Genomic DNA, 24,577 nt, shown 5'->3' on the forward strand with positions numbered 1-24,577 from the left:
GTAGGCGAAATCTTTACCAAGTTTCCGTTTTTCCTTGCTTGGCTTTCCTCCAATAAAATTTCTGACAGGGTAGATCTGAAGGACATGTCAAAAATGAAGGATCCAATTGCCCAATTCTGCGAATTATGTAAAACACACCTGATATTGTATTGCTTTTTCGCCTAAAATGATCCCGACCTTTGTCTCCGTATCTTCTTTTTCGATTTGGCTTCCCAAAATAGCCCAAGCTTAAAGGGGCGGTCAAAATTCCATGCCATATTTTACGCTAAAGACATGAAATTGACAAACCTATGAATCTATCCTTCTCCAAATTATTCTTTGTGTTGGCCTTCGTATTTGGTCTTTTTGCGGTGATGGTGATTGCCAGGTCTGTCCTGATTCCGCTCAGCATGGCCTTGCTTGTTTCCTTTATTTTATTTCCGGTAGTTCAAAAATTAGAAGCTTGGGGAGTCAATCGGCTGCTTGCCGCCTTCCTTTCCTTACTGATGTTGATTCTGATTTTGGGAGGATCTTTGACTCTAATCTCTTCCCAGATTATGAATTTCTCAGATCAGATAGCGGGATTCACAGAAAAAATAATGGACATCTTGTCCGAGGTAATTGTCTATATAAATGGGAATATCAGTTTTATCGAGGATTTGAACAGGGAAGATTTGATAGAGGAGGGAAAAAGCTGGCTTCAATCATCATCCGGAACATTATTACAAAGTACTTTTAGCACTACGACCACATTATTTACAGGCATATTTACCACCATGATCTTTACCTTTTTAATCCTGATTTATAGGGACGGCTTGACCAAGGCATTTGTATCTTTTGGGGAGGAAGAAAATCAGGATAGAATCTTTAGAATGCTCCAAAAAATACAACGCGTGGGAAAACAATACATTTCGGGAATGTTTATCTTGATTTTAATTTTGGGTTTTGCCAACAGTATCGGGTTGCTCCTTATAGGGATTGACAACCCCTTTCTATTTGGATTTTTGGCAGCATTGTTATCCATAGTACCTTTTGTCGGCACGACCATTGGCGCAGTTATTCCGGCACTTTACGCCTTTATGTCTTCGGATTCTCTTTGGGTTCCCGTGGCGGTGGTCATTTGGTTTTGGGCAATCCAGGTGATTGAAAGCAACTTTCTCAATCCAAAGATTGTCGGCAGTAGCCTCAATGTCAACGCTTTGGTTGCCATTATGAGTTTGTTGGTCGGAGCTGCGGTATGGGGAGTGGCAGGCATGATTCTATTTATGCCATTTGCTTCCATCCTCAAAGTAATCTGCGAGGAGTTTGAACAGCTGAAACCCATCGCCATGCTGATCAGCAACGACATTTCCGGTGATGAGAAAAAAGAAGAACAAGCTTCGAAATGGATGGAAAAAGTAAAGGGATGGTTTAAATAAATATGGATATCCGCTTCTTTGCCAGTAACCCTTTGTTTTTATTCAAGCTGGACTGAAGACCGAAGTCGGAAGACCGAAGTACCAGGCATTTCGGTCTGCAGACGAGATTTAATATATTTATCCAATCTTGTGGCATCTTTGCGTACAAACATATAAATAAATGTGGAATCGGAACTCCTCACCCAACCCGTAAAATCTTTTCCATTTTTTTCCCATTGGCCAATTCATCGACCAACTTGTCCATATACCTGACCTGTCGGGTGACAGGATTTTCAATTTCTTCAATCCTGTAACCGCAGATTACGCCTGTGATAAGTGTTGCATTGGGGTTCAAAGTGGCCTTCTCAAAGAAGGTTTCAAAGCTTACTTTCTCGGTAATCAGTTTCTGGAGTTGACCTTCATCAAAACCCGTCAGCCAAGTGATGACCTGAAGCAGTTCTTCCTTTGTCCTGCCTTTGCGCTCTACTTTGGTGATATAGTGGGGAAATACCGAGGCAAATGTCATCTTTGCCACTCGCTCATCGTGTTCGGGAGTTGTTTTCATTGGATTTCAGTTTTAGTGAAATTCTTTCTCAAATTTAATAATGGCTGTCCGGATAATGGCAGGTTTTAAAAACTTACAAATTTTTGGTAGGTGTGTTTACCTGATTTTTTTTGAAATCTCTTCCTTAAAACTTAACCTCAAATTTTCGACGCGGGAGGGAACGACGGCGAACCGGGCCGGCCTTGGCCTTGTGCGTGGATAGGATTTTGCCGTCTTGACTTTTTTGGCTACTTTTTTTGCCAAGAAAAAAAGTAGCTATATCAAGAACGTCTAATTTTCTGTAAGCATAGAGAAGCTGTTTTATGTAAAAATTGAAAAGAGTTCCCAAGAGATTATCCAGTATTTTTCAACCCACTTGACAGAGAATTGATCATACTGAGCAATTTTACCAGCATCTTGTCCTTTTCTGCACTGTTGTCATCCATTTCCCTCCACTGCTTCAGGTAGTGGATATGCAGCTTGTGGAGGATTTTCAGTTTGCCTTCTCTCCATTTCAGGTTGTCATATTGTCCTTCCCTCCTGACAGCAACAGGTTCTTCAAAAAGCTCCCCGATAAGCCTAAAGCCATTTTCATAATCCTTCAGGATCTTACCCATAAACAAATCTCTCTCCGCGGTATCTCCATCAAGTTCCGCATAGAGCTTCATCATCTCCACATGGGAAAGGATCAGGTTAGTCTCTGTCTGAATGATCAGAAACTTGAAAAAAGTCCAATCGTTGACCATCTTTTTCAAATCATGGAAAGCTTCGGGTCGTTCTTCTTTCAGCTTCATCAAAGCCTCCCCGAGTCCATACCAACCGGTGATGGTAATCCTGGAAAGGTTCCAGCTAAACACCCATGGAATTGCCCGCAGGTCACCGAGCGTCCGGGTGCCTGTTCTTCTGACAGGTCTAGAACCGATTTTACTTTTTTCCAATACATCTATACAGGTTACTTTGCTATAAAAATCGATAAAGCCTGGTGTTTTAATAAAATCCTGGTAGTGCTCAAATGATTTTTTGGACAAAAACTCCATGGTTTCAAAAGGAATCGCTGCTTCCTTGGTTTTGCTTTTGCCTTGAATAGTTTGCTTGGCTACACCTGAGGTCAGGGCATTGAGGTTGTAGGTGGCTGTAAGAGGATTGCCAAATTGCTGTGCAACAGTTTCTCCCTGCACCGTGATTTTGATGGTGCCGTTGACTGTGTCGGCAGGCATGCTTTCCAAAAAACGGTGGTACTTTCCTCCACCCCTACTGATAGTTCCTCCTGTTCCGTGAAAAAAGTAAACTTCTGTATTATTTTTTCTACCCACCTCGGCAAGTTTTACCTCTGCTTTGAACAGGTTCCACTTACTTGCAATCGTTCCCCCGTCTTTGTTGCTGTCGCTGTAGCCCAACATGACCTCCTGTTGGTTGGAAATGCCCGTATCCCGCTGTTGGGTGAGGGGATGTTGTAGAAATTTATCCAAGATCTCAGGGCCGTTGTGAAGGTCTTCGATGGTTTCCAATAGGGGAACCACCTTGATATGGGTATTGAGCAATTGGGTCTCACGCATCAATAGGTAAACGACAAGCAAATCGCTGAGATTCCTTGTCATACTGATGATAAAAGAACCAATTCCTTCCGAGCCATATTGATTGACATGATGCCGGACTACCCTGTAGCAGTCCAAAACATTGTCTGCTTCAGCCCCATAGGACACCGTAATGTCTGTGATCAGGGAATGGCTTTCCAGTATTTTATTCAGATAAGCCACCCGTTTTTCTTCGCCCCAATTGGCAAAATCATAATCCTTTTCCCCATTGGATTGCAAAATTTGGGCAATGGCCTTGTCATGAAAAGCGCTGTTTTGTCGGATGTCCAATTTGGCAAGGTGAAATCCAAAGCAATGAACAGCGCGCTCAATCGGAAAAAGTAAATCTTCAGCTATGCCCTGCAAACCGTTTTCAGAGAGAATTTCCCTTAAGAATTTGAGGTCATCTGACAGCGCTTTTCTTGACCTGTAGTGGGCCTCAGCATCTGCGTTTTTTTCAGAAATGGTATTTTCCAACTGCAACAGCATCAGACTCGCATACTGTCTCCAAGGCTCATAAGGATTCCTGCGGATCGCTTTCTCCCCTGCCTCGCCCAAGGCTTTTGATTTTTTTTCTACCGCTTCCGACAAAAGAAATGGCACAGGATTGCTGATGGCAGAAACAGAAAGCTTGCTAGCCAAAACCACCAATTGCGATCTGATCAGCGAAAGGGCAGCATTCCTGTGCAACAACAGCGTTTCCTGTGTGATACCCGGCGTGACAAAAGGATGCCCGTCTCTGTCCCCTCCTACCCAACTTCCGAATTGGATTTTGGGAAAAACATCCGGGTTTTTGATTTTATGCGGGTCAAATCCCATGGCAATCCAAGAGCCCTTGAGCTGTTGGTCGCTTTTCTCCAATACAGTCGGAAAAATATTTCTCAAGTAGTAAACGGTATTTGCCCTTTCGTCCCGGATATCCGGTTTTTCGAGGTAAATCTCCCCTGTCCGCCACCATCTCTCCAAGAGGTGGATGATCTTGGCTTCAATCAAATTTTGCTCGAGCTTGCTGAGAGATACGTTTTCCCGCTGTACCAAAAGCAAATACAATTCCCTGTGGATTTCTATCACGGTGACCCTTTTGGCTTCGGTGGGATGTGCAGTCAGTACCGGTGTCACGCTAACTTGAGAGATGGCTTGGAGCATATCCTCCTGTGCGATGTTTTGGTCTTTCCAGATTTTAAATGCCTCCGCCCATGATCCCCTGATGGAGGTAATATCGTCTTGGTTTTCCATTTTCCTCCGGTATTGGGTCGCTGCATTTTCTTCCACCATCGTCATCAACTGAAAGTAAATACTGAGCGATTGGATCACCTTGTCGATGGGAAGTGTGTTGTCATCGATTCCTGCAAAATCCTCCGGATGGCTATTGATCAAAGGAATGATGTCGTGTTCATGGATCCGGGACAGCATCTCGACATAACAACCAATCAAAAAACTTCTGCTTTCAGTGACATTCTGAAAGGGACTCTTTTTCGTATTCATAACCCAAGATTTTTAATTTGCGCAGACAAAAATCAATAGTAGAAAAGTAGTTGTCGGGTCATTATAAAACAAGGATTTCTTTTTATTCCTATGTTAATTATCATCCTTCAACTTCAAATACAATTGGCCTCTGCCAAATGGAATCACGAACTCCGAAAAATCAAATTGACAAATCCTATCTGTGCAACTAATCAACCAAAAGGTAAACCCAACTTTAAAAATCTTTAAATACTTGGTCATATTTGCTCATGGCTACAAATAGCCAATCCTTATTTCTCAGGACTTTTCTTGTATTTTTCATACCCCTCCAGATCAAACAAAAATATACCTCTTCCATCTCCGGCACCTTTTTGATAACCAAACTGATGGGCTATAATATTTCCTTGTTTGTTCACCACAGGATTGTCTGATTTGATTTTATTGAAATACCGGGTGGAAAAATCGGCCAGTCTTTCGACCTCACCGCTGCCATCCAGCTTCAGTTTATAAATATCCAGTTTGTACTTGTTCCTTTCTTCCATAGGCTGGTGACGGTCACTTTCGATGACCATGTATTTGCCGTCAGGAAAGATGCCTTCCGCTTCATTGTAGCTTTTGGGCAAATCGGTGTACTTGGTTGTTTCTTTTGTCTTTAAATTGAAGCCAAACACCTGCGAATTGAAATACTGATCTCTCGCATCTCCCCAATAATGCGTGTAAATCAGTTCCTCATTTAGAGCCGGTCTAAAATCCTGTGTTTCCAGCCGGACATATGCTGAGGAGTCTTGGTAAGAAATGACTGTTTGCACATCTTTCAAATGGGGAATTCCACCTTCATAGAATATCTCGCCTGTTTTTATTTCCCTTTGTCCCTGAAGGGTCCAGGCTATCTTCATGCTGTTTTTGGAAACCGCAGGCCCCTCATCGCAGAAAGCATTTAAGGGAAACGGCGTATTTGGCTTATCCTTGGTAAGCACATACAATCCTAGTCCTGCATGTCGGTCTTTCTCCGGGTCGTTGGCATCAAAAATATTGGAGCCCATGGCAAGAAGCAAATCCCCGTTTGATAAACACAAAACCCGATGAATACCGCCATGATAAAAACCGGAGGTCACCTGAGAAACTTCCTTTGTAGCAATGTTTATTTTGAACACATCGCCCACCAGCTTATTTAAAAAGTAGATATTCTCTGATTTTTCATCCCACTCGGGCCTTACTCCCCATGTGGTAAGAATGGAAAAGTAAGGGGGCAATTCCTCTATCAATGACTCGATTGTCTGGGCATTTGCCTGATTTACAAACTCGAGTAAAAAAAGGGTACCAATAAGAATTCCTTTTTTGAGGGTTATCAGTGTACGCATAATGCAAAATTTGATTTGTTCATTTTGAAATAAAACCGGCTGACCTGCCACCATTCTCACGGAAAGTTAGGCCAAACGCATCTGCCTAAAAATATAAAAAAAATAGAAATCTACAAGGCAGAAAGGAAATCGGCTCGGGGATTTCCCACCTGATATTCTTAAAGGAATTTTTTTTCCGTACCTTCTTCCAATAATGAAGTCAAAATGAATGATGAATTCAAAATTATGAATTCATCATTCTTCATTGGTTCTTCTATTTTTTGGCAAAAAACAACTGAATCACCGTCGAAAATCCCATCACAAAAAAGCAGCCTATCGCATTGTACCAAAGAAATCCGATATCGATCGGGATCCCCAACAGCGAGTCACCGTTTTTCCAGTGGATCAAGAGAATCAAAGCCTGTGAAATAAAGGCAGCGATAAATACTGCGTGACCCTTCACCCATTTCATATAAAAACCGACAAGAAATATCCCCAAAATCGTCCCGTAAAAGAGGGAACCGAGCAGGTTGACGGCTTGGATCAGGTTTTCAAACAGGGAAGCATAGATGGCAAACAGAATCGCAAACCCGCCCCAAATCGCCGTAAACCACTTAGAAGAAACCATATAATGGTATTGACTCGCATTCTTCACAATAGAGCGCTTGTACATGTCGATCGTCGTGGTCGTTCCTAAGGAGTTGAACTCCGACGCAGAAGAAGACATGGCTGCACTAAAGATCACCGCAAAAAGCAACCCAATAATGCCCTTAGGCAGGTAATCCATCACAAACCGCATAAAGATATAATCGGTGTCCCGTGTTACTGCAGCCGCATCATTTCTGACAATCAGGTCTTTTACTTCATTTCGGATGGTTTCCTGGTATTGGCTTTTCTTTTGGATGCCGTCCTTCGCCATGGCGATACCGGCTTCATCTTCCGCCTCTACGGCTTTCAGAAGGTCTTGGATGTCTTTGTTCTTTTCCTGAAAAACCTGCGTAAACTCATCCTGCAAAAACCTGTAATCTTCCTTCAGTGCGCTGTTTTCCAATTGCTCGGTCTGTTGCTTGTTGAACACGACAGGAGGTTGGAAGAATTGGTAAAATACAAATACCATCACCCCGATAAAGAGGATGATAAACTGCATCGGTACTTTCAGCAGGCCGTTCATCATCAGCCCCATCCTGCTTTGCGTCAGCGAACTGCCGGAAAGGTAGCGCTGCACCTGAGATTGGTCAGTCCCAAAGTAAGAAAGAAAAAGAAATAGCGCTGCGGTCATCCCTGACCAAAAATTATAGCGGTCCGCCCAATTAAACTCAAAATTGACCACATTGAGTTTTTCCATTTTGCCCGCCACATGCAAGGCTTCGGTAAACCTCACCGGAAGCATGTAGATGACCAGAATTCCTGCCAAAAGCATTCCCCCCATCATCACACCCATTTGTTGTTTTTGGGTAATTGATACGGCCTTGGTACCGCCGGAAACAGTGTATATAATCACCAGCACCCCGATAAAAATGCAGGTGAAGGTGAGGTTCCAATTCAACAAAGTCGAAAGTATAATCGCCGGGGCATAGATCGTAATCCCTGCTGCAAGACCCCTTTGAACGAGGAAAAGAAACGCTGCCAAAGTCCTTGTCTTCAGGTCAAACCTTGTCTCCAAAAACTCATAGGCAGTATACACTTTCAGTTTGTAATAGATCGGAAGGAAAGTGACCGAAAGGATAATCATCGCCAAAGGCAATCCGAAGTAAAACTGGATAAAGCGCATCCCGTCCTCATAGGCTTGGCCTGGGGTACTCAAAAAGGTGATAGCCGAGGCCTGGGTCGCCATGATAGAAAGCCCGATCGTCCACCAATTCATGTTGGTATTCCCTCTGATATAACTATCCATATCCTGCTTCCCTCTCGTCTTATACACTCCATATCCAACGATGGCCGACAAGGTTCCGAAAAGTACAATCCAGTCTAATGCACTCATGCGAAGTGGTGGGTTAGCCAGTAAAAAAACAAAATCAAACCACCCAGGGTCAGCATCAAGCCTATGTACCAGTTGTTCCAGTTGATTTTACCTTTCATTTCCCTTGCTCAATAAGGTTGACAAATAACTTGACTGCACCGGGCACTCCTGCCGGCAACTGACGGAACCAGGAGATACTGGAGTAGGTATATGTTCCCGCACCATATTTGGTATGGATCAAAGAGCCTCCAAAAAATTTTTCTCCCGGATCCTGAAAAGCAATTGGCGCACTGTAGTTTGGATCCCAATCTGCTGTGAAGTAGAGTCCCCTTTCCTGCACCCATCCTTCAAAATCCTTAGCGGTAATTTTATTGGGCCCTGCCAAAACCGGATGGGAATAATCTACCTGAATCGGTGAATTTTCTACTGTCACCCTTTCTCTCGATATCACAAACGGATACGGACCAAGGTCTTTGGTAAGCAAAGGAGAACCGGTATTGTATTGGACGATTACATTTCCTCCCTCTTTTACATATTCCATCAACTGATCGACATTGGAAGCGAGTGCCTGATTGACATTGAATGCCCTGATGCCAATGATAACCGTGGAAAAGGCCTTGAGCCTGTCTTTTTGAATATCAGAATCCTCCAAAATGCTCACCTGATAGCCAAGGTTTTTAAGTACTTCAGCCACATCATCACCGGCACCATTGATGTAACCGATCTTTTGGCCTGAAACTTTCATCTCTGCCTTGACAAGTCCAAAAGAAGTACTGGTAAAATACGTCAGGTTGGGAATATGCTTGTAAGAGATCCGCTTGGTATCCAAGTTGAATTCCCTGCCGTCTTTGCTTTGGAAGGTGACCAAAACCTGTTTTTTCTCTTGGTCAGAATCCAGGATATCAATCGTGTAGAGTGTCCTCTTTCTCCTATCATCCTTGCCTACACTGACGATTCGATATTGGCTAGGAGATAAGCCTTTAAGCATAAGTTCCCCATCCAAAATCTTATCCCTGAAACTCACCTCCACATGAAGTTTATGCTCGGCACCTTCCACCAAAAACAGATTGGCTTTATCCAGGTGCACATTGACCTCTGGTACCAAAGTAAATGGCTGCTTGATCTCGCCGTCTACCTGATCATTGTATTTGTATTGGAGAGGAAGCTCCATCCTGATTTTCTGCCCATCAATTTCAAGGGACACTACTCCAAAGATACTTGGGCTGTTGTTGGGTTTTCCGATTTTTTCAGGTTCGGTGATGTTGAACAAGGCTCCATCCAAAGGTTTTTCTAACCAAAATGGCTGAGAAACGGGATAGTCCTTGGGAATTTGAATTTCAACAGGGGCAGTTACCGGAATATTGCCACTAGCCTCTTTCGCAATTTGGGTTTCAAAAAGTGTACCGTCAAAGGATTGGACTTTCACGACACTTTGCGCAGGGTTATTGAAAACAAATTCAGCATTGATTTTTTCGCCGGGATAGCCTATTTCTTTCTTGATATTGAATTCTCCTTTGATGCCTAGAGTTTCCAAGATCAATCCATCGAGTAGCACCTTTTTTTCTGTCAGCCAAACCGCGGTTGATTTTTGGGTATCAAGCAAAGCCTTGATTTTAAGCAAGCCTTGCAGGTTATTTTCAGGTTGGATAAAGTCAAAGGAGGAAAGCACAGCTTCAATGGACTTGGTGATTTCTGCCCCGTTGGGAAGTTCATTCCAACGGCTGTCTATCCCTTCAAAAGGATGTGATTTAAAAGGAGAACCTTTGATCAGTTCTATAAAGTCATTGCCTTGACCAATCTGGGAGGTCGATCCGAAGCCTTGGGATTTGTGCATGGTCCTGCTGTCAGCGGCAATCTTGGAATAGGTTGTCCCCAACAGAGGATTGTATTCTCCCACCAAAAACTTATGGTAGGTCTTTCCTTCTTCGGGTTCGTATTGCCCTCCCCAATTGTAAGCATTCCAAAAGACACTTTTGGGCTGCCATACGGAAACATATTTGAGTTGCTCGGGGAAGGCATTCTTGTCAGCGGCAAGTTCAAATGCCTCTACAGAAAGCATGGCTGAACTGGTATGGTGACCGTGCGTGGTACCGGGAATGGTGTTGAACCTGTTGACAATCACATCAGGCTGGTACTTCCGAATGATCCAAACCACATCGGAAAGGAGTTTCTTTTTATCCCAATTGTTGAAAGTTTCGTCAGGGTTTTTGCTGAATCCAAAGTCCAAGGCTCTGGTAAAAAATTGCCTCCCACCGTCAGTTTCCCTCGCTCTCAGAAGTTCCTGAGTACGGATCATGCCCAATTCTATACCCAATTCACTACCGATCAGATTTTGTCCGCCGTCTCCTCTCGTCAGCGAAAGGTAAGCCACTTCCGCATGTTCGGCATTGGCTAGGTAAGCAATCAGTCTGGTATTCTCATCATCAGGGTGCGCCGCAACAAACAATATCCGTTTGGTTTCCTGAAATCTGAGCAGTTTATGGTATAGCTGGGAGGAAGGATTGGCTTGCGCAAAAATCGGAACTGTAAAAAGGTAACATAAGCAAAATAGCCACCACTTTTGATTCTTCATGTTTTTTAAAATTTGGGTAAAATGTAAGGTAAGCAATTAGCAAAAAAAACTGTTTTTTATACCAGTGGGTTTTGCCCATTGTTAAAATATCTTAATAATTATTATGGTTACCGTTTTGCCATTTTGCGAAGGTGGAAATTTTCAGCACTAAACTTCACTAGATTCATAAAGCTTGAATCAAGCAATTCACGGTCATAGAAGCAGGATACCCCTGCTATTGCAAAACGGCTGTTGGTGGCTAGTGCTTAATATTGTCTTGTAGTGTCACATGCTTCATTTTATTTCTTCTTGAACTTTACTTCCACATTTGAATTTAACCTTAAGATGTTATCGATAAATTCAGTCTTATGTTTTGGTGAAATAATTATTGAGTCAAATTTGCCATAATTTATTTCAATTCTGTCAAGCGAAGTCGCAGGCGAGCTAAGCGGATTGTTAGTCTCGGTAATCTTTTTTATAGTTTTAATGTCAATCGTCCTATTAAACAAAAATACACATTTAATAATTAGTTTATCACTTTCTATTGTATAGTTTGTCGTCAAAAACACATGAACAACAAAGAGGATTACAGGTAAAAGAATTGCTAATCCTATCCATCTTGGTTCTATTATTATGGTCAAAACTAAAACAGTCCCTAATATAAGGGCAATAGGGATTACTAATTCAAGTCCGATTTTTGATTTATATATTTTCTTCATTTTTAAACTGTCCATATTAAACGGCATGTCTTTTTACACTTGACCCAAACTGATTCTTTGCTAAAGGTTCATTTCCTGCTGATGGTACTGACTATAGACTACAGACCGAGCGCTGTAAACTCAATACGAATTCTTATCCCTGAAAATTGAATACCCTACTGTCCATTCAAAAAAATCAGCTTTGAACCCATGCGCCTTCAAGGTGACGCCGGTAAACAGTTGGTTTGAGAACCTGTACCTGATGCCTACCCTTTCATAATAAATGCTAGGCTCGTCATTGAAATAATTGCGGTGCATATATACCCCTATTCCCAGGGGAATGGAAAAATTCTTTTTCAACATCCATTCTCCAGATGCGACAAGTGCGAAGGATGCTTTGTCCATAAATCCACTTTTGCCCCAATCTCCCGGTAATGAACCATTGGCAGCATAAAACATATCAAGTCCCAGACCGTACCTGAGTTTGTAATTTGTCTGCCTGAGGTAATTGGCACTGAACCCCCACTTCAGGTAAATATCCCCCCCGATTTCATAGTTTTTGGCACCAACTGAAGTCCATAGGTTCACATGACTGTTTCGGATGTATTTAGGAATGTCCGAAAGGTTTGATCTATCGAAAACAGCAGGGTTTAAGGTCGATCTGAGGCCTATTGAAAATGGGATAAAATTTAAGCCAGAGTTAGGTTTTTTGATTGAGCCATTTGAAAAATGCTTTAATCCAAAGGAAGTATCTAGATCTAACCAAGGGGAAATCGCATATCGCATAGAAAAGCCAACATGGACGTAACCATTTCTATATGATCCAATAAATTGATTTGTAGGATTGAAGTCAGGATCATATGGTTTGAAGTTAAAGGCCAACCCAAATGCAAAAAAGTAACTGTAACTCAACCTGCCTTTCAAAAAAGATTTGGAAAATGGAAGGTCAGCATAGGCATAAACAGCGTTGGGTTTGCCTATAAAATCATTCTTGAAAGTCGCAGTATAAAGTCCAATACCATAAGTTGGGTACCTGTAAATCCTATTATAGAGATTGTTTCTTGTATTTCTGAACCCCAACCTGAAGTCTATCGCTTTATATTCCAAACCATTCTTTATGAATTGACCCCACTCCGTATTTTTGGGAATCATAGGTCCAGTCTCCAAAAGGAGACTTAGATGTTTTTGAAATTTGGGATTTTTGGGAATGGAATCAAGGTTATCGGAAGCAGAAGCCAATCCCGAAGAAAAAATCAAAAAGAAAAACCAAAATCTAATCAGGGGATTAACAGGCATTTGAAAGACTGTTTTTTAGTTCCAAGCGCTAAAAATGAAAATTAATTTTCAGGAAACAAAATCAGGATGCACAACAAAAAAAAGCCGTCAAAAATGACGGCTTTTAAGTTGTCCTTATGGATTCGAAATTACTTTTCCATCCAATCAGCCCCGAGTTTGGCGACCAACATTTTATTGTATTTTTCAACCTCGGCGGTGTTTTTTAATCTTACATGTACATTGTACAAAATCTCCATTATTTCCACATTATCAGGTCTTAAAGACAAACCTTTTTCGAAATATTGAACTGATTCAGCATACAAACCTTCAGCCTGTTTGGTCATTGTAGGAGCATTTTTTTCCCATTCATCATCCGTCAAATCATTGATTTTGGATAAAATTTCCCTTGCCTGATCCAAGAAGATGGCTCCGGTATAATAATTACCTTCAAAGAAATTAGGGTCTGCCACAACGGATTTTTTATACTCCTCCAAAGCACCTGCCTTATCACCTGATTGTTCCAACAGATAACCGTATCTCAACAACAAGCCTGCATTGTTAGGATCAGAAACCAAAGCCTCTTTCACAGATGCCATTGCCTCATCCATTTTGTTCATTTGAAGCAGCAACTGCACTTCAAATTCTGAAAGGGTTTTGTCATCAGGATAATCCGCTCTTGCACGGGTCACATATTTGTAAGCCTCTTCCGGCTCTTTATCTTCACCGCTGATTATCTGAATCAAAAGGTAATACGCGCTTAGCTTGTTATACTCTTTTACCTCAATCAGTTTTTTGAATTGTTTTTTGGCATCTTCGTAATTACCAATATCGTTGGCAATATAACCTGCATTGAAGGAAGCTGTGGTATCAGTAGGGTCTATATCTGACATCAGGTTAAAAAACTCATAAGCCATTTCCATGTCCTCATTTTCATAAGTGACGATGGCCTTTTCAAATGCTGAATTTTTTAAAGTCCTGATAGAATAGGGTCTGAAATTTTCTCCCAAATCCGGGATTTCTTCTTTATAGACCTCTTTACCTACTTTACTTTCTTTGTCATTTCCCGACATTTCCATTGCTTTGGTAAATTGTTCGAGGGCTGCTCTTCCTGTTTCTACTGTAGAGGCCACATTGGAGGAATCCTGACCAAATTTTTTGGTCAAAATCCTCGCTTTAAGGAGTGGGGTCTCAGGGTTATCCTTTGTTTCAGGATTATCAAGTGCTGCATCAATCTCTGTTAAAGCTAGTTCAAGATCTCCTTTTTTGAAGTTCTTTTCCGCGGCACTGACGACTTTCTTTTGGGCAAAAGCACCTGTCGCAAATGCAACCAATGCTATTGATAAGATTACCTTTTTCATTTGTTTTCTTTTTTTCTAATTATTTGGTTCTGTATTGGTTCAATTATAAGTATTGGATTATGATTCCGGTGCAGCTTCTACCTCATCCTCTTCTTCCCTAGTGATTTTTTCGACTGACGAAATTTCATCACTTTCGCTTAATTTAATCAACCTGACCCCCTGTGTAGCCCTACCCATCACTCTCAATTCAGACACTGGAGTTCTGATTGTAATCCCTGATTTATTGATAATCATCAAGTCATCACTATCTACTACTTCTTTGATCGCTACTAGATAACCTGTCTTTTCCGTGATATTCATGGCTTTCACCCCTTTTCCACCCCTATTGGTTATCCTGTACTCTTCTATAAGCGAACGCTTACCGTACCCTTTTTCGGAAACCACAAGAAGTGTGGCATCTTCCCTGGAAGCACATACCATGCCAACCACTTCGTCTTTAACATCACTTAACGTAATGGCCTTTACTCCTGTAGCCGTTCTTCCCATTGGCCTTACTGTAGACTCATGGAAATGTACCGCCCTGCCCGATTTCGCTGCAATGATGATGTGGGAATCACCATTAGTCATATCGACCCGGAGCAACTGATCATCCTCCCTGATATTCAGGGCGATAATTCCGTTTGTTCTCGGTCTGGAATATTGTTCCAAATTGGTTTTCTTGATAATTCCCTTCTTGGTCACCATGACCAAATAATTATTGGTGATATAATCAATATCATTCAAATCTCCCACCTGAATGATGGACCTGATTTTATCTTCTGAGGTAATATTGATCAGGTTTTGGATCGGCCTTCCTTTTGTGGCTTTTGCACCCTCAGGTATTGCATAGGTTTTGAGCCAGAATAATTTACCGAGATCGGTAAAAATCAACAGGTAATTATGTGTAGAAGCAGTAAAAAGGTACTCAGTCCAATCATCCTCTTTGGTGATCGCTCCCCTTGAGCCTACGCCTCCTCTTCCCTGTGACCTGTATTCCGTCAAAGCTGTCCTTTTGATATACCCCTGGTGGGAAACGGTAATAATTACCTCCTCATTAGGAATCATATCTTCATAGCTAAAATCTTCGGCATTATGCTCGATGGTTGTCCTTCTTGCATCATTGTACCGGTCTTTGATTTCATTGAGTTCGTCCTTGATGATCTGCATCCTGCGCTCTTCACTGCCCAAAATATCTTTTAGGTCAATAATCAAGGTCATGATCTCATTATATTCATCCTGGATTTTTTCTCTTTCCATGCCGGTGAGACGCTGCAATCGCATGTCCAAAATGGCACGTGCCTGAATCTCACTCAAGCTGAATCTTTCCATCAATCCGTTTCGGGCTGTTTCAGGATCCCTGGAACTCCTGATTAAAGAAATCACCTCATCCAAGTGATCCAATGCGATCAGATAGCCTTCCAAGATATGTGCTCTCTTCTCAGCCTCTCTCAGTTCGTATTCTGTTCTCCTAATGACTACCTCATGCCTGTGATTGACATAATGGAATATCATGTCTTTAAGGTTGAGTGTTTGAGGTCTTCCTTTGACGAGAGCGACATTGTTGACCGAAAAAGAGGTCTGAAGCTGTGTTTGCTTGTAAAGGTTGTTGAGAACAACACTTGATATCGCATCTCTTTTCAACTCATATACAATCCTCATGCCCTGACGGTCTGATTCGTCCCTGATGGCTGAGATGCCGTCTATTTTCTTTTCGTTGATCAGTGCAGCAGTCTTTTCGATCATATTGGCCTTGTTGACCAAATATGGAATCTCGGTAATGATAATTGCTTCCCTACCGTTATCCTTGGTTTCGATTTCTGCTTTGCCTCTTACAACTACACGTCCACGGCCTGTTTCAAAAGCTGCTTTCACGCCGTTGTACCCGTAAATGATCCCTCCGGTAGGGAAATCCGGAGCAATAATAAATTCCATCAATTCGGCGATGGTAATATCTCTGTTGTCTATAAATGCGATAATGCCACTTACAACCTCCCCGAGATTGTGCGGGGCCATATTGGTAGCCATACCGACTGCAATACCTGAAGTGCCGTTAAGCAACAAGGCCGGGATTTTGGCAGGCAATACAACGGGTTCTTTTAAGGAATCATCAAAATTGAGCTGAAAATCGACGGTTTCTTTGTTGATATCAATAAGTAACTCCTCAGCAATTCTTTTTAACCTTGCTTCGGTATAACGCATCGCAGCAGGATTATCTCCGTCCACCGACCCGAAGTTTCCCTGTCCATCTACCAAAGGATATCTCAAGGACCAAGGCTGGGCCATCCTGACCATGGTCTCATATACAGCTGAGTCACCATGGGGATGGTACTTACCCAATACTTCCCCGACTATTCTTGCAGATTTTTTATAGGGCTTGTTATGCATCACACCCAATTCTTGCATACCAAAAAGTATCCTTCTGTGAACCGGTTTGAGTCCGTCTCTAACATCCGGAAGGGCTCTTGAAACAATAACTGACATCGAATAATCGATGTACGCCCCTCTCATTTCATCCTCAATTGTAATAGGGATTATATTCTCGTTTTCTCCTTGCGCCATATTTTAAAAGGTGATCAATAAGCCTGCAAGTTAATAAAAAGAATACGGTTTTAAAAAGGGAATGCGATCTTGGGACAGGTTTTGATTTGACATCAATACCACTGTCCCACCCTGCGGTTTTGAAGCTGAAAAATAGAACTGCCCCGGTACTCTACACCATTGTGCAAGTGCTTCATTACTACCCCACAGCCAGGAACTTTACACCTTTTTGTACTTGGAAGGCTAATCGACAATCCTACCTGTGCAAAAAAAAGATTTTGACCAATGGTTTGGAATTCCTCATTGATTTCAGTCTGGTAGTTGTAGTTTCTAAATTCCGCCCCTGCTTTAACAAAAAACCTGGTGTATTCAGAAAATTCTTTTTCAACACGCAAAGCAATATTGTAAAAAGACTGGTTATCGGTATTGATCGATGGATCGAAGTTTCTCCTCATATACACATTCCCAAACTCGCTTTCAGCAGTAAATCGCCAAGGGTAAATCTGTCTGATTCTCTGGTTCATTTCTGACTGCATCATGATGTTGTTAGAGTCAAAAGCCCTGTACCTCCACCTTAAAAATTTGGCCCTCTTATTGGCATCATACAATACCAAACCTATCGAACCAAAAGCCCTGTCCAAAGTATAGCTTTTCTGCTGAAACTGAAATTCAAAATCTCCAGAACGGAGATTTGACATCTGCCCAAACTCCCTCCCATAACCGGCACCAAGTGTAAGGGTGTTGAAAAGATTGATCTTAACGGCAGCATTGACCGGAATAGCATAGTTATTTCCTGAAAAAGTAAGGGTATCCTCCGCAGTGACTTGCTGAGGCACTTCTATATTTTGGAATTGGGTGATAGGATATAAGGAAGGAGACAGGGAAGTGAAAACCATTTTATTGGTATGAAAAGCCCCTCCTGTAAAGACTTCAAAACTGAAATTCCCGATAGCGTTCCTGAATACATTACCGATATTACTTTGACTCTTTCTGGTCTTGGATTTGGCCTTGGAGTCTATCCCAAAAATATCATCATCTTGGGCATGGGCAAAATGCAGTCCCAAAAACAAAATATAAATCAATGCAAGTAGTTTCTTCATATATGTACTTAACGATACCGAAATTAAAAACAATACCTTGACTAAAGCAAAAAAGGCCTCCAATAATGGAAGCCTTTAGGGGTCTTGCCGATTTGACCGGTTAAACATTCCCATCTTCGGCAGCACGCTTTTCTTTGAGCGCCGCAATCATGGAATTGATTTTTTCGTTAATACTTGGATCGGCACTTTTTGCCTTCATGACTTTGTTGTAGGTAGCTGCACCCAATTTTTCTGCATCTTTGATAAAATCAACTTTGTAGTTTTTGACTGACTCGCCCAAAGAATCCATAAAGTCCTGGATTTTTTGAAATGCTGCCTTTTCAGCTTCCGTAATTTTTATTTCCGCTAGTTTATCTTCTTTGCCCCAAGCGGCCTTGATTTCATTATATCTCGCCGCACCGCCTAAGGTTGAATCCCCTTTAATCATCTCCACAAGCTCCTCCTGTTTTTCAGCCAAAAAATTTGCAACGGATTCCTCCATTGTCGCAAATTTCAAAATTTCTTCTTCTGTAACTTCCTCAGTCGCCTCTTGCGCAAAAGACCTCACACTCATAATTCCCATGAATAGGAAAGCCAATAAAAACACTTTTTTCATCTTGTAAAGGGGTTTTGGTAAATAATTTGAAATTGAATCAACTTTCAATAAAGGGTATTGAGCTCATGAAAACAACCCAATCTCCAAAAAGAATACCCTAAAAAATGTTAAATGGAAAATATCAATTATAAAAGGAATAAGGGCTAAACCCTCATTTAAAGACCTTTAAGCTCACGGATTGTCTGAATAGGATCTGTTGCAGAAAAAACAAAATTCCCAGCCACCAAGACGTCCGCTCCTTCTGCTATCAGCAATGGGGCGTTTTTCAGGTTCACTCCCCCGTCGATTTCAATCAAAGTCGAAGTGCCTCTTTTATAGATCAAAGACTTCAGCTGTGAAACTTTTTGATACGTATGCTCAATAAATTTTTGGGCACCAAACCCCGGATTGACTGACATGATACAGACCATATCGATATCCTGGATAATGTCCTCCAACAAACTGACAGGGGTATGCGGGTTGATGGCAACACCAGCCTTACAACCTAGACCTTTAATCGCCTGCAAAGTCCTGTGGAGATGGTTGCAGGCTTCTAAATGTACAGAAATGATATGCGCCCCTGCTTTCTGAAATGATTCCAAATACCTGTCAGGGTCAACGATCATCAAATGCACGTCTAAAGGCTTTTTGGCATGTCTATTAATGGCTTCTGTCACCGGAATCCCAAAAGAAATATTGGGAACAAACACTCCGTCCATGATATCCACATGGATATAATCTGCCTCTGAAGCATTGAGCATTTCGATTTCTTTCTGAATATTAGCAAAATCAGAAGCAAGGACAGAAGGTGCAATTTTAACTGACATGAAGATGTTGGGTTATAGAATCGCCTGCAAAGGAAATAAAAAAATCCCTTTGGCTCCTTACCTTTTCAACAATTTTGTCCTTTTGATTTCTCTGCCCGACTGCATCTGCACCAAAAACATCCCTTTTGGAATCTCAGGAAGTCTGATTTCAAATGGCTGGGAAACAGATACTCTCTGGATTTCTACCCTTTGAATCTCTTTGCCACTGACATCAAAAAGTGAAAATTCTCCAGTCAATCCTTTTCCAAATTGAATAAATAGATCTCCTCCATTCAGAGGATTAGGGTAAATCTTAAAATCACTTTCTTTTCCCAAAGTAAGTACACTCAAAATCTCCCCATAATATGCTTTTGAAAAATCGGGGATGCCATAACCCAAAAGGTTATCGGGATTTTCATATTGACTGGAGCTTTTGAGAATATAATTTATCAAATCATCTTTGGTCCAATCCGGACGCGCTTCCCATAATCCTGCTGCCAATGCCGCAATCTGCGGCGCCGAAAAAGATGTCCCACTTGAAGGCCCCAAAGTCCCGTTGGAACGTATGAGCTGCACATTATTGCCAAATGCCACCACATCAGGCTTGAATCTTCCATCGGCGGTGGCGCCCTGTGAACTGAACCCTGCTCTCCCAAGTTGAGCAGTGACCGCACCGACAGCTAAAATCCCTGCTGCATCGGCAGGGGCAACGATCGAAGCCGGACCTCTTGAGCCATAATTACCCGCACTAGTCACGACCAAAATCCCTTTATTAGAAGCAACACTTGCTCCTTTGGTAATCGTCGCCGTCTTGCCATCCATATCCTCTTTGGAGTAATCCATACTAGGATCATCAAAATCCCAATAACCCAAAGAACTGCTGATGATATCAGCACCAAGGCTATCGGCCCAAGAAGCAGCGCGAACCCAGTTGTATTCTTCTATCCTGTATTCGGTTGGCACATCTTCCGTGATGCCAAGAATATACTTGGAATCAGGCGCTCCTGAAATCAAGAGGTTCTCCTGATTTGCAGCAATCAAGGATAGTGAATTAGTCCCATGTTGGTTGAATTTGTAAACATTGGTATTTCCAATATGGGCAAAATCACCTGTCGCCACTATTTGGTTATTGGAAAACAAATGGGCAAAAGCTGAAATGGTATTGACTCCCGGAAATCCTGCATCAAAAACCGCAATGGTAATACCTTTTCCCTTGAAGCCTTCACCATGCATCACAGGAATGCCCAAAAGGTCATTTTGAAAACTATAGGGTGATGCCTCTGTTTTAGAACCAGGATTCAATGGAACACTAGCCCCTGTTTTGGCACTGAACCCATTGCTGATTCTTCCACTTGAATTGCCACCCGGAGCAGCCAAAACCACCTTTTCCACAAATGGAAGCGAGGTGATGTCAGCGACATTTTCTGGACTTGCCTCCACTATTGCTGCATTAAACCAATTGATCTGATAAAGCACTTTATTTGATTTTGAGGCTATCTCAGTAATATATTTGGCTGCAAGTGGGAGGTCAAGGCTGTCCACGGGGATTTGAAACTTTTCCCTCCTTGCCACTGCAGCGGCAGACAAAAATTCTGAAGGGCGGTTCAAAGAATATGATTCTTGCGGTTTGTACTTAAAATATACCGCGTACCTATTTTGCCCGAATGAAACGGAAACCACAAAAAAACAAAATAATGAAAGCAAAAGCCTGTTAAAGTCTACCATATGCTATAATTTTCAAATGGGTAAGCCTTCCGGAGTCGACTAACATTTGTCCAAGACAATCATTTCTCGAGCAGTAGGTAAATACCTCATAATATTGCTCCACTAATCCGATACCCTTAGCAAATACTTCATACCTGTTGTCCCTGAAAGTGATTTCATCATCTTCCTCTTCTTGGAGAACCTTTAGGGATTTTGAAAATGACTGATCGCCCACATCCATTTTCCCAAGAAATGAAATTTCGTATTCATCAGGATCACCGGAATTGAATATTTGGGAGTCCCAAGCTTTGTCCAATTCGGGCGGAAACACCAAATTAACGGTTTTTTTATTTTCAAAGTTTCTTACCAATGCAAAATTGCGGTATTGCAGGGTATAACTTCCTACCGCAGACCAATTTGTTCTATCGGTAGATTTTTCTCTGACGACAACATATACCAATTCATTTTCCACATTGAAAAAGGTATAATCTACCCTGTCTTTCAGAAAAAAGGTACTGCTCTCCTCGTCACTTTCGCCAAATACGATGGTTTCAGCAACCTCATATTCCCAAAAAAGACCAACTTCTAAAGGCTGATAATCCAAGCCAAAATCAGCTTTGGGCTTCTCAGTCTCGGTACATGAAAATAAAAAAGCTAATAAGCTAAGAAAGTAAAGTGGGTGAACCTTAAGCATAAGCGAGTTATAGACATTCACAAAAATACTATTTTAACCTGAAATTTCTACCTTAGCATACAAAAATCATCAAATCTTAGCATGGCACTCCATTCGTTTGTTAAAGTAAGTACAGTGACCAACCTCTCTGACGCAAGATACTGTGCGGGCATGTATGTCAACATGATCGGTTTTGACCTCGAAGAAAACAGCAAAAACTTCACCTCTCCCCAAAAATTCAACGAAATCACCGGCTGGCTTTCAGGCCTTGATTTTGTAGCCGAATTTGAAAGCGCACATCCCGAAAAAATCCTTGGACTTCTAAATACATACCAAGGAATAAACTTCATAGAAATCCAAGAAGAAACCTACCTGAGAATGTTGGTCAATTCCTCTTACGGAATCATATTGAAAAAACAATTGGCTTCAGAGGATGACTTAGATGGGCTGATTGCCAAAGCAGAATTTTTTAAGGATTTTGGTGTGATGCTATACCTTGTTTCTGAATCGCTTGAAATAAATGCTTCTATCCTTAAAAAACTAAAAATTCTCGCCTCTACTGCAGAAGTACTTCTCGGATTTGGAATTGAGCCTGAGACAGTCAAAAACTTGTTGGAAACCACAGGGGTAAAAGGAATAGCCCTCGAAGGAAGTGACGAGATCAAGCCAGGCTTGAAGGATTTTGACCAGTTGGCAGAAATCTTGGAAGTACTAGAAGTAGAAGATTAAACTGAATTGGAATAGAAAAATGCTAGAGAAAGAGAAAATCACGAGCGACTTCATGGACATTCAAGACCATATCTGTCAGGAATTGGAAATGGAAGATGGCAAAGGAAAATTCCAAGAAGACAAGTGGACTAGGACGGAAGGTGGGGGCGGAAGGACTCGAATCATCCAAAATGGCAATGTCATAGAAAAAGGCGGGGTGGCATTCTCCGCAGTGGAAGGGCCTACCCCGGACAAAATCCTGCAAAAACTCAATCTGGAAAAGGCAGACTTTTATGCCACAGGTGTATCCATAGTCATCCATCCGGAAAGTCCCATGGTACCGATTATCCACATGAATATCAGGTATTTAGAAATGAGCAATGGTGTCCGGTGGTTTGGCGGGGGGATCGACCTTACTCCCCACTATGTCGATATCGAAGATGCAAAGTACTTTCACCGACAGGTAAAAACCACCTGTGACCAATCAAACCCTGACTATTACCCCAATTTCAAGAAGTGGGCTGATGAGTATTTTTATATCAAACACCGTAACGAAACAAGGGGTATTGGAGGGATTTTCTTCGACAGACTGACTGCCAATGAGCCTGAGGAAATGGGTTCGATTTTCAACTTTGTCAAATCTGTAGGTTACCTTTTCCCAAAAGTCTACAGACACTTCATGTCCAAAAACCAATCTCTGACCTATGGCGAGAATGAAAAAAAATGGCAGGCACTCCGTCGTGGAAGGTATGTGGAATTTAACCTCGTTTGGGATGCAGGGACCAAATTTGGGCTCGACACCAATGGGAGAACGGAAAGTATACTGATGAGTATGCCGCCGATGGCCAATTGGGAATACATGCATCAACCTAAAGTAGGATCTAAAGAAGCATTCACCTTGGACCACCTCAAAAAGGAAATTGATTGGGTTAATATATAGGAATTGGTTGTTGGGTTAATAAGTTATTGGTTACTAGGTTATTGAGTTATTGGTTGTTGGGTTATTTGATTAATTGGTTAAAGGTTATTTGGTTAATAAAGTCGGGTCATAGGTTAGATAACAGGTTACATCGGTCAGCCGTCATCGGACAGGTCCTTTAAAACTTACTCAGTAAAAAAGATCTCGAATCTAAGAAAAACATGCTAGAAAAAATCAGTGAATGGGATCAAGCTCTTTTTTTGTGGCTAAACCAATACCACTTGGATTTTATGGATCCGATCATGTACTTCTTTACCCAGACACTACCATGGGTTCCGCTTTATATTTTTTTGATTTTCCTTGTTTGGAAAGCTTATGGCAAACAAGGTTGGTGGGTAATCTTAGGGGTCCTATTTGCCATTTTGCTTGCTGACCAAATCACCTCCGCGCTGATGAAGCCGTTTTTTGAAAGGTTAAGACCCTGTCACGATGTCCTGATCAATGGCATGATCCACAATTATGGCAAATGCGGAGGAATGTACGGATTTGCTTCCTCACATGCGGCTAACAGTTTTGCCATTGCTACAGCCATGTATCTTGGTCTTTCTTTCAAATTTCCTGCTGTCAGATGGCTTTTCCTTTGGGCAGTGTTTTTTTCATATACCAGAATATACCTCGGCGTGCATTATCCCGGGGACATATTGGTAGGTGCCATAGTCGGGATACTCAGCGGAATGGCAGGGTACCGTCTATTCAGTTACACCTATACTCTATTCAAAATGAAGGGGAGATTTGATAAAATCAAAACAGACTGAGTCAGTCTGCATAACCCCGGATAATCCTTTGAATGTATTTACCGATAATATCAAACTCCAGATTGACCTCATCCCCTACTGCCAATTCATGAAAATTGGTATGTTCGTAGGTATAGGGAATGATGGCAACCGTAAATGTTCCATTTTTTGAATTGAAACAGGTCAAGCTGGTACCATTGATGGTAATAGAGCCTTTTTCAACTGTCACATTTCCAGTATTAGGGTCATAAGAAAAATCAAAAAGCCAAGAACCATCCTGCTCGACGATCCTCTCCACTTTACCCACCTGATCCACATGTCCCTGTACAATATGACCGTCAAACCTTCCATTGGCAGGCATACAGCGCTCAAGGTTTACTTTTTTGCCTGTAGCCCAAGATTTAAGATTCGTCTTTTTCAAGGTCTCATCAATCGCAGTCACTGAATAGCAATCCCCCTCGACTGCAACAACCGTGAGACAGACACCATTGTGCGCGACAGACTGATCTACCTTGAGCTCAGAAGTGATCGCAGATGCTATATCAAATTGGACATTACTTCCATTTTTTGTGATACCGGTGACTGTTCCCAAGGTCTCAATAATTCCTGTAAACATATTTTTAAATCTAAGGGTCAATATTT

Annotated in this window: 19 protein-coding genes; 4 read left to right on the forward strand and 15 right to left on the reverse strand. The window is 41.8% G+C overall.

Annotated features, from left to right (window positions below; genetic code table 11):
- Positions 1-290 precede the first annotated feature (290 nt).
- Positions 291-1,397 (forward strand): AI-2E family transporter, encoded by a 1,107-nt coding sequence (locus MMU07_RS15235; RefSeq protein WP_241126787.1) that lies wholly within the window; start codon positions 291-293, stop codon positions 1,395-1,397.
- A gap of 178 nt (positions 1,398-1,575) precedes the next feature.
- Here the strand turns inward: MMU07_RS15235 and MMU07_RS15240 are convergent, their stop codons facing one another.
- From MMU07_RS15240 to MMU07_RS15305, 14 genes are all read right to left on the reverse strand, one after another.
- The gene (locus tag MMU07_RS15240; RefSeq protein WP_241126789.1) at positions 1,576-1,941 is read right to left on the reverse strand and encodes a DUF2200 domain-containing protein; all 366 of its coding nucleotides are present in this window, start codon (positions 1,939-1,941) and stop codon (positions 1,576-1,578) included.
- Between the two features lie 332 nt (positions 1,942-2,273).
- A complete protein-coding gene (locus MMU07_RS15245; RefSeq protein WP_241126791.1) occupies positions 2,274-4,979 on the reverse strand; it encodes a phosphoenolpyruvate carboxylase in 2,706 nt (901 codons plus the stop codon).
- 269 nt (positions 4,980-5,248) lie between these two features.
- Positions 5,249-6,319: a TolB family protein gene (locus MMU07_RS15250; protein WP_241126793.1), complete on the reverse strand. Its 1,071-nt coding sequence runs from the start codon at positions 6,317-6,319 to the stop codon at positions 5,249-5,251.
- 253 nt (positions 6,320-6,572) lie between these two features.
- Positions 6,573-8,279 (reverse strand): sodium:solute symporter family protein, encoded by a 1,707-nt coding sequence (locus MMU07_RS15255; protein WP_241126794.1) that lies wholly within the window; start codon positions 8,277-8,279, stop codon positions 6,573-6,575.
- Between the two features lie 94 nt (positions 8,280-8,373).
- The gene (locus MMU07_RS15260; protein WP_241126796.1) at positions 8,374-10,830 is read right to left on the reverse strand and encodes a PIG-L family deacetylase; all 2,457 of its coding nucleotides are present in this window, start codon (positions 10,828-10,830) and stop codon (positions 8,374-8,376) included.
- Between the two features lie 278 nt (positions 10,831-11,108).
- Complete coding sequence (locus MMU07_RS15265; RefSeq protein ID WP_241126798.1) at positions 11,109-11,528, reverse strand: PH domain-containing protein; 420 nt, start codon at positions 11,526-11,528, stop codon at positions 11,109-11,111.
- Between the two features lie 120 nt (positions 11,529-11,648).
- Positions 11,649-12,803 (reverse strand): acyloxyacyl hydrolase, encoded by a 1,155-nt coding sequence (locus MMU07_RS15270; RefSeq protein WP_241126800.1) that lies wholly within the window; start codon positions 12,801-12,803, stop codon positions 11,649-11,651.
- 128 nt (positions 12,804-12,931) lie between these two features.
- On the reverse strand, positions 12,932-14,140 hold the full coding sequence (locus tag MMU07_RS15275) for a tetratricopeptide repeat protein (protein WP_241126802.1): 1,209 nt from the start codon (positions 14,138-14,140) through the stop codon (positions 12,932-12,934).
- A gap of 57 nt (positions 14,141-14,197) precedes the next feature.
- The gene (gene gyrA / locus MMU07_RS15280) at positions 14,198-16,678 is read right to left on the reverse strand and encodes a DNA gyrase subunit A (RefSeq protein ID WP_241126804.1); all 2,481 of its coding nucleotides are present in this window, start codon (positions 16,676-16,678) and stop codon (positions 14,198-14,200) included.
- 92 nt (positions 16,679-16,770) lie between these two features.
- Positions 16,771-17,757, reverse strand: a complete 987-nt coding sequence (locus MMU07_RS15285; RefSeq protein ID WP_241126806.1) for a hypothetical protein — start codon at positions 17,755-17,757, stop codon at positions 16,771-16,773.
- A 100-nt stretch (positions 17,758-17,857) separates the two neighbouring features.
- On the reverse strand, positions 17,858-18,352 hold the full coding sequence (locus MMU07_RS15290) for a hypothetical protein (protein WP_241126815.1): 495 nt from the start codon (positions 18,350-18,352) through the stop codon (positions 17,858-17,860).
- 155 nt (positions 18,353-18,507) lie between these two features.
- Positions 18,508-19,158, reverse strand: a complete 651-nt coding sequence (rpe, locus tag MMU07_RS15295; protein WP_241126825.1) for a ribulose-phosphate 3-epimerase — start codon at positions 19,156-19,158, stop codon at positions 18,508-18,510.
- Between the two features lie 57 nt (positions 19,159-19,215).
- Positions 19,216-20,862, reverse strand: a complete 1,647-nt coding sequence (locus MMU07_RS15300) for a S8 family serine peptidase (RefSeq protein ID WP_241126827.1) — start codon at positions 20,860-20,862, stop codon at positions 19,216-19,218.
- Entirely contained in the window at positions 20,849-21,535 is a 687-nt protein-coding gene (locus MMU07_RS15305; RefSeq protein ID WP_241126829.1) for a hypothetical protein, read from the reverse strand. Before MMU07_RS15305 ends, MMU07_RS15300 begins: the two co-directional genes overlap by 14 nt.
- A gap of 81 nt (positions 21,536-21,616) precedes the next feature.
- Between MMU07_RS15305 and MMU07_RS15310 the strand changes: the two genes are divergently transcribed.
- From MMU07_RS15310 to MMU07_RS15320, 3 genes are all read left to right on the forward strand, one after another.
- Positions 21,617-22,243, forward strand: a complete 627-nt coding sequence (locus MMU07_RS15310) for a beta/alpha barrel domain-containing protein (RefSeq protein WP_241126831.1) — start codon at positions 21,617-21,619, stop codon at positions 22,241-22,243.
- A 19-nt stretch (positions 22,244-22,262) separates the two neighbouring features.
- Positions 22,263-23,162 carry an oxygen-dependent coproporphyrinogen oxidase gene (gene hemF / locus MMU07_RS15315; RefSeq protein WP_241126833.1) on the forward strand — a complete coding sequence of 300 codons (900 nt, stop codon included), beginning with the start codon at positions 22,263-22,265 and terminating at the stop codon, positions 23,160-23,162.
- Positions 23,163-23,362: 200 nt separating this feature from the next.
- Positions 23,363-23,956 carry a phosphatase PAP2 family protein gene (locus tag MMU07_RS15320; RefSeq protein ID WP_241126834.1) on the forward strand — a complete coding sequence of 198 codons (594 nt, stop codon included), beginning with the start codon at positions 23,363-23,365 and terminating at the stop codon, positions 23,954-23,956.
- A gap of 1 nt (position 23,957) precedes the next feature.
- Here the strand turns inward: MMU07_RS15320 and MMU07_RS15325 are convergent, their stop codons facing one another.
- A complete protein-coding gene (locus MMU07_RS15325) occupies positions 23,958-24,551 on the reverse strand; it encodes a riboflavin synthase (RefSeq protein ID WP_241126836.1) in 594 nt (197 codons plus the stop codon).
- Positions 24,552-24,577: the final 26 nt, after the last annotated feature.

This window comes from Cognataquiflexum nitidum (assembly GCF_022538055.1).
GTDB classification, from domain to species: Bacteria; Bacteroidota; Bacteroidia; order Cytophagales; family Cyclobacteriaceae; genus Cognataquiflexum; species Cognataquiflexum nitidum.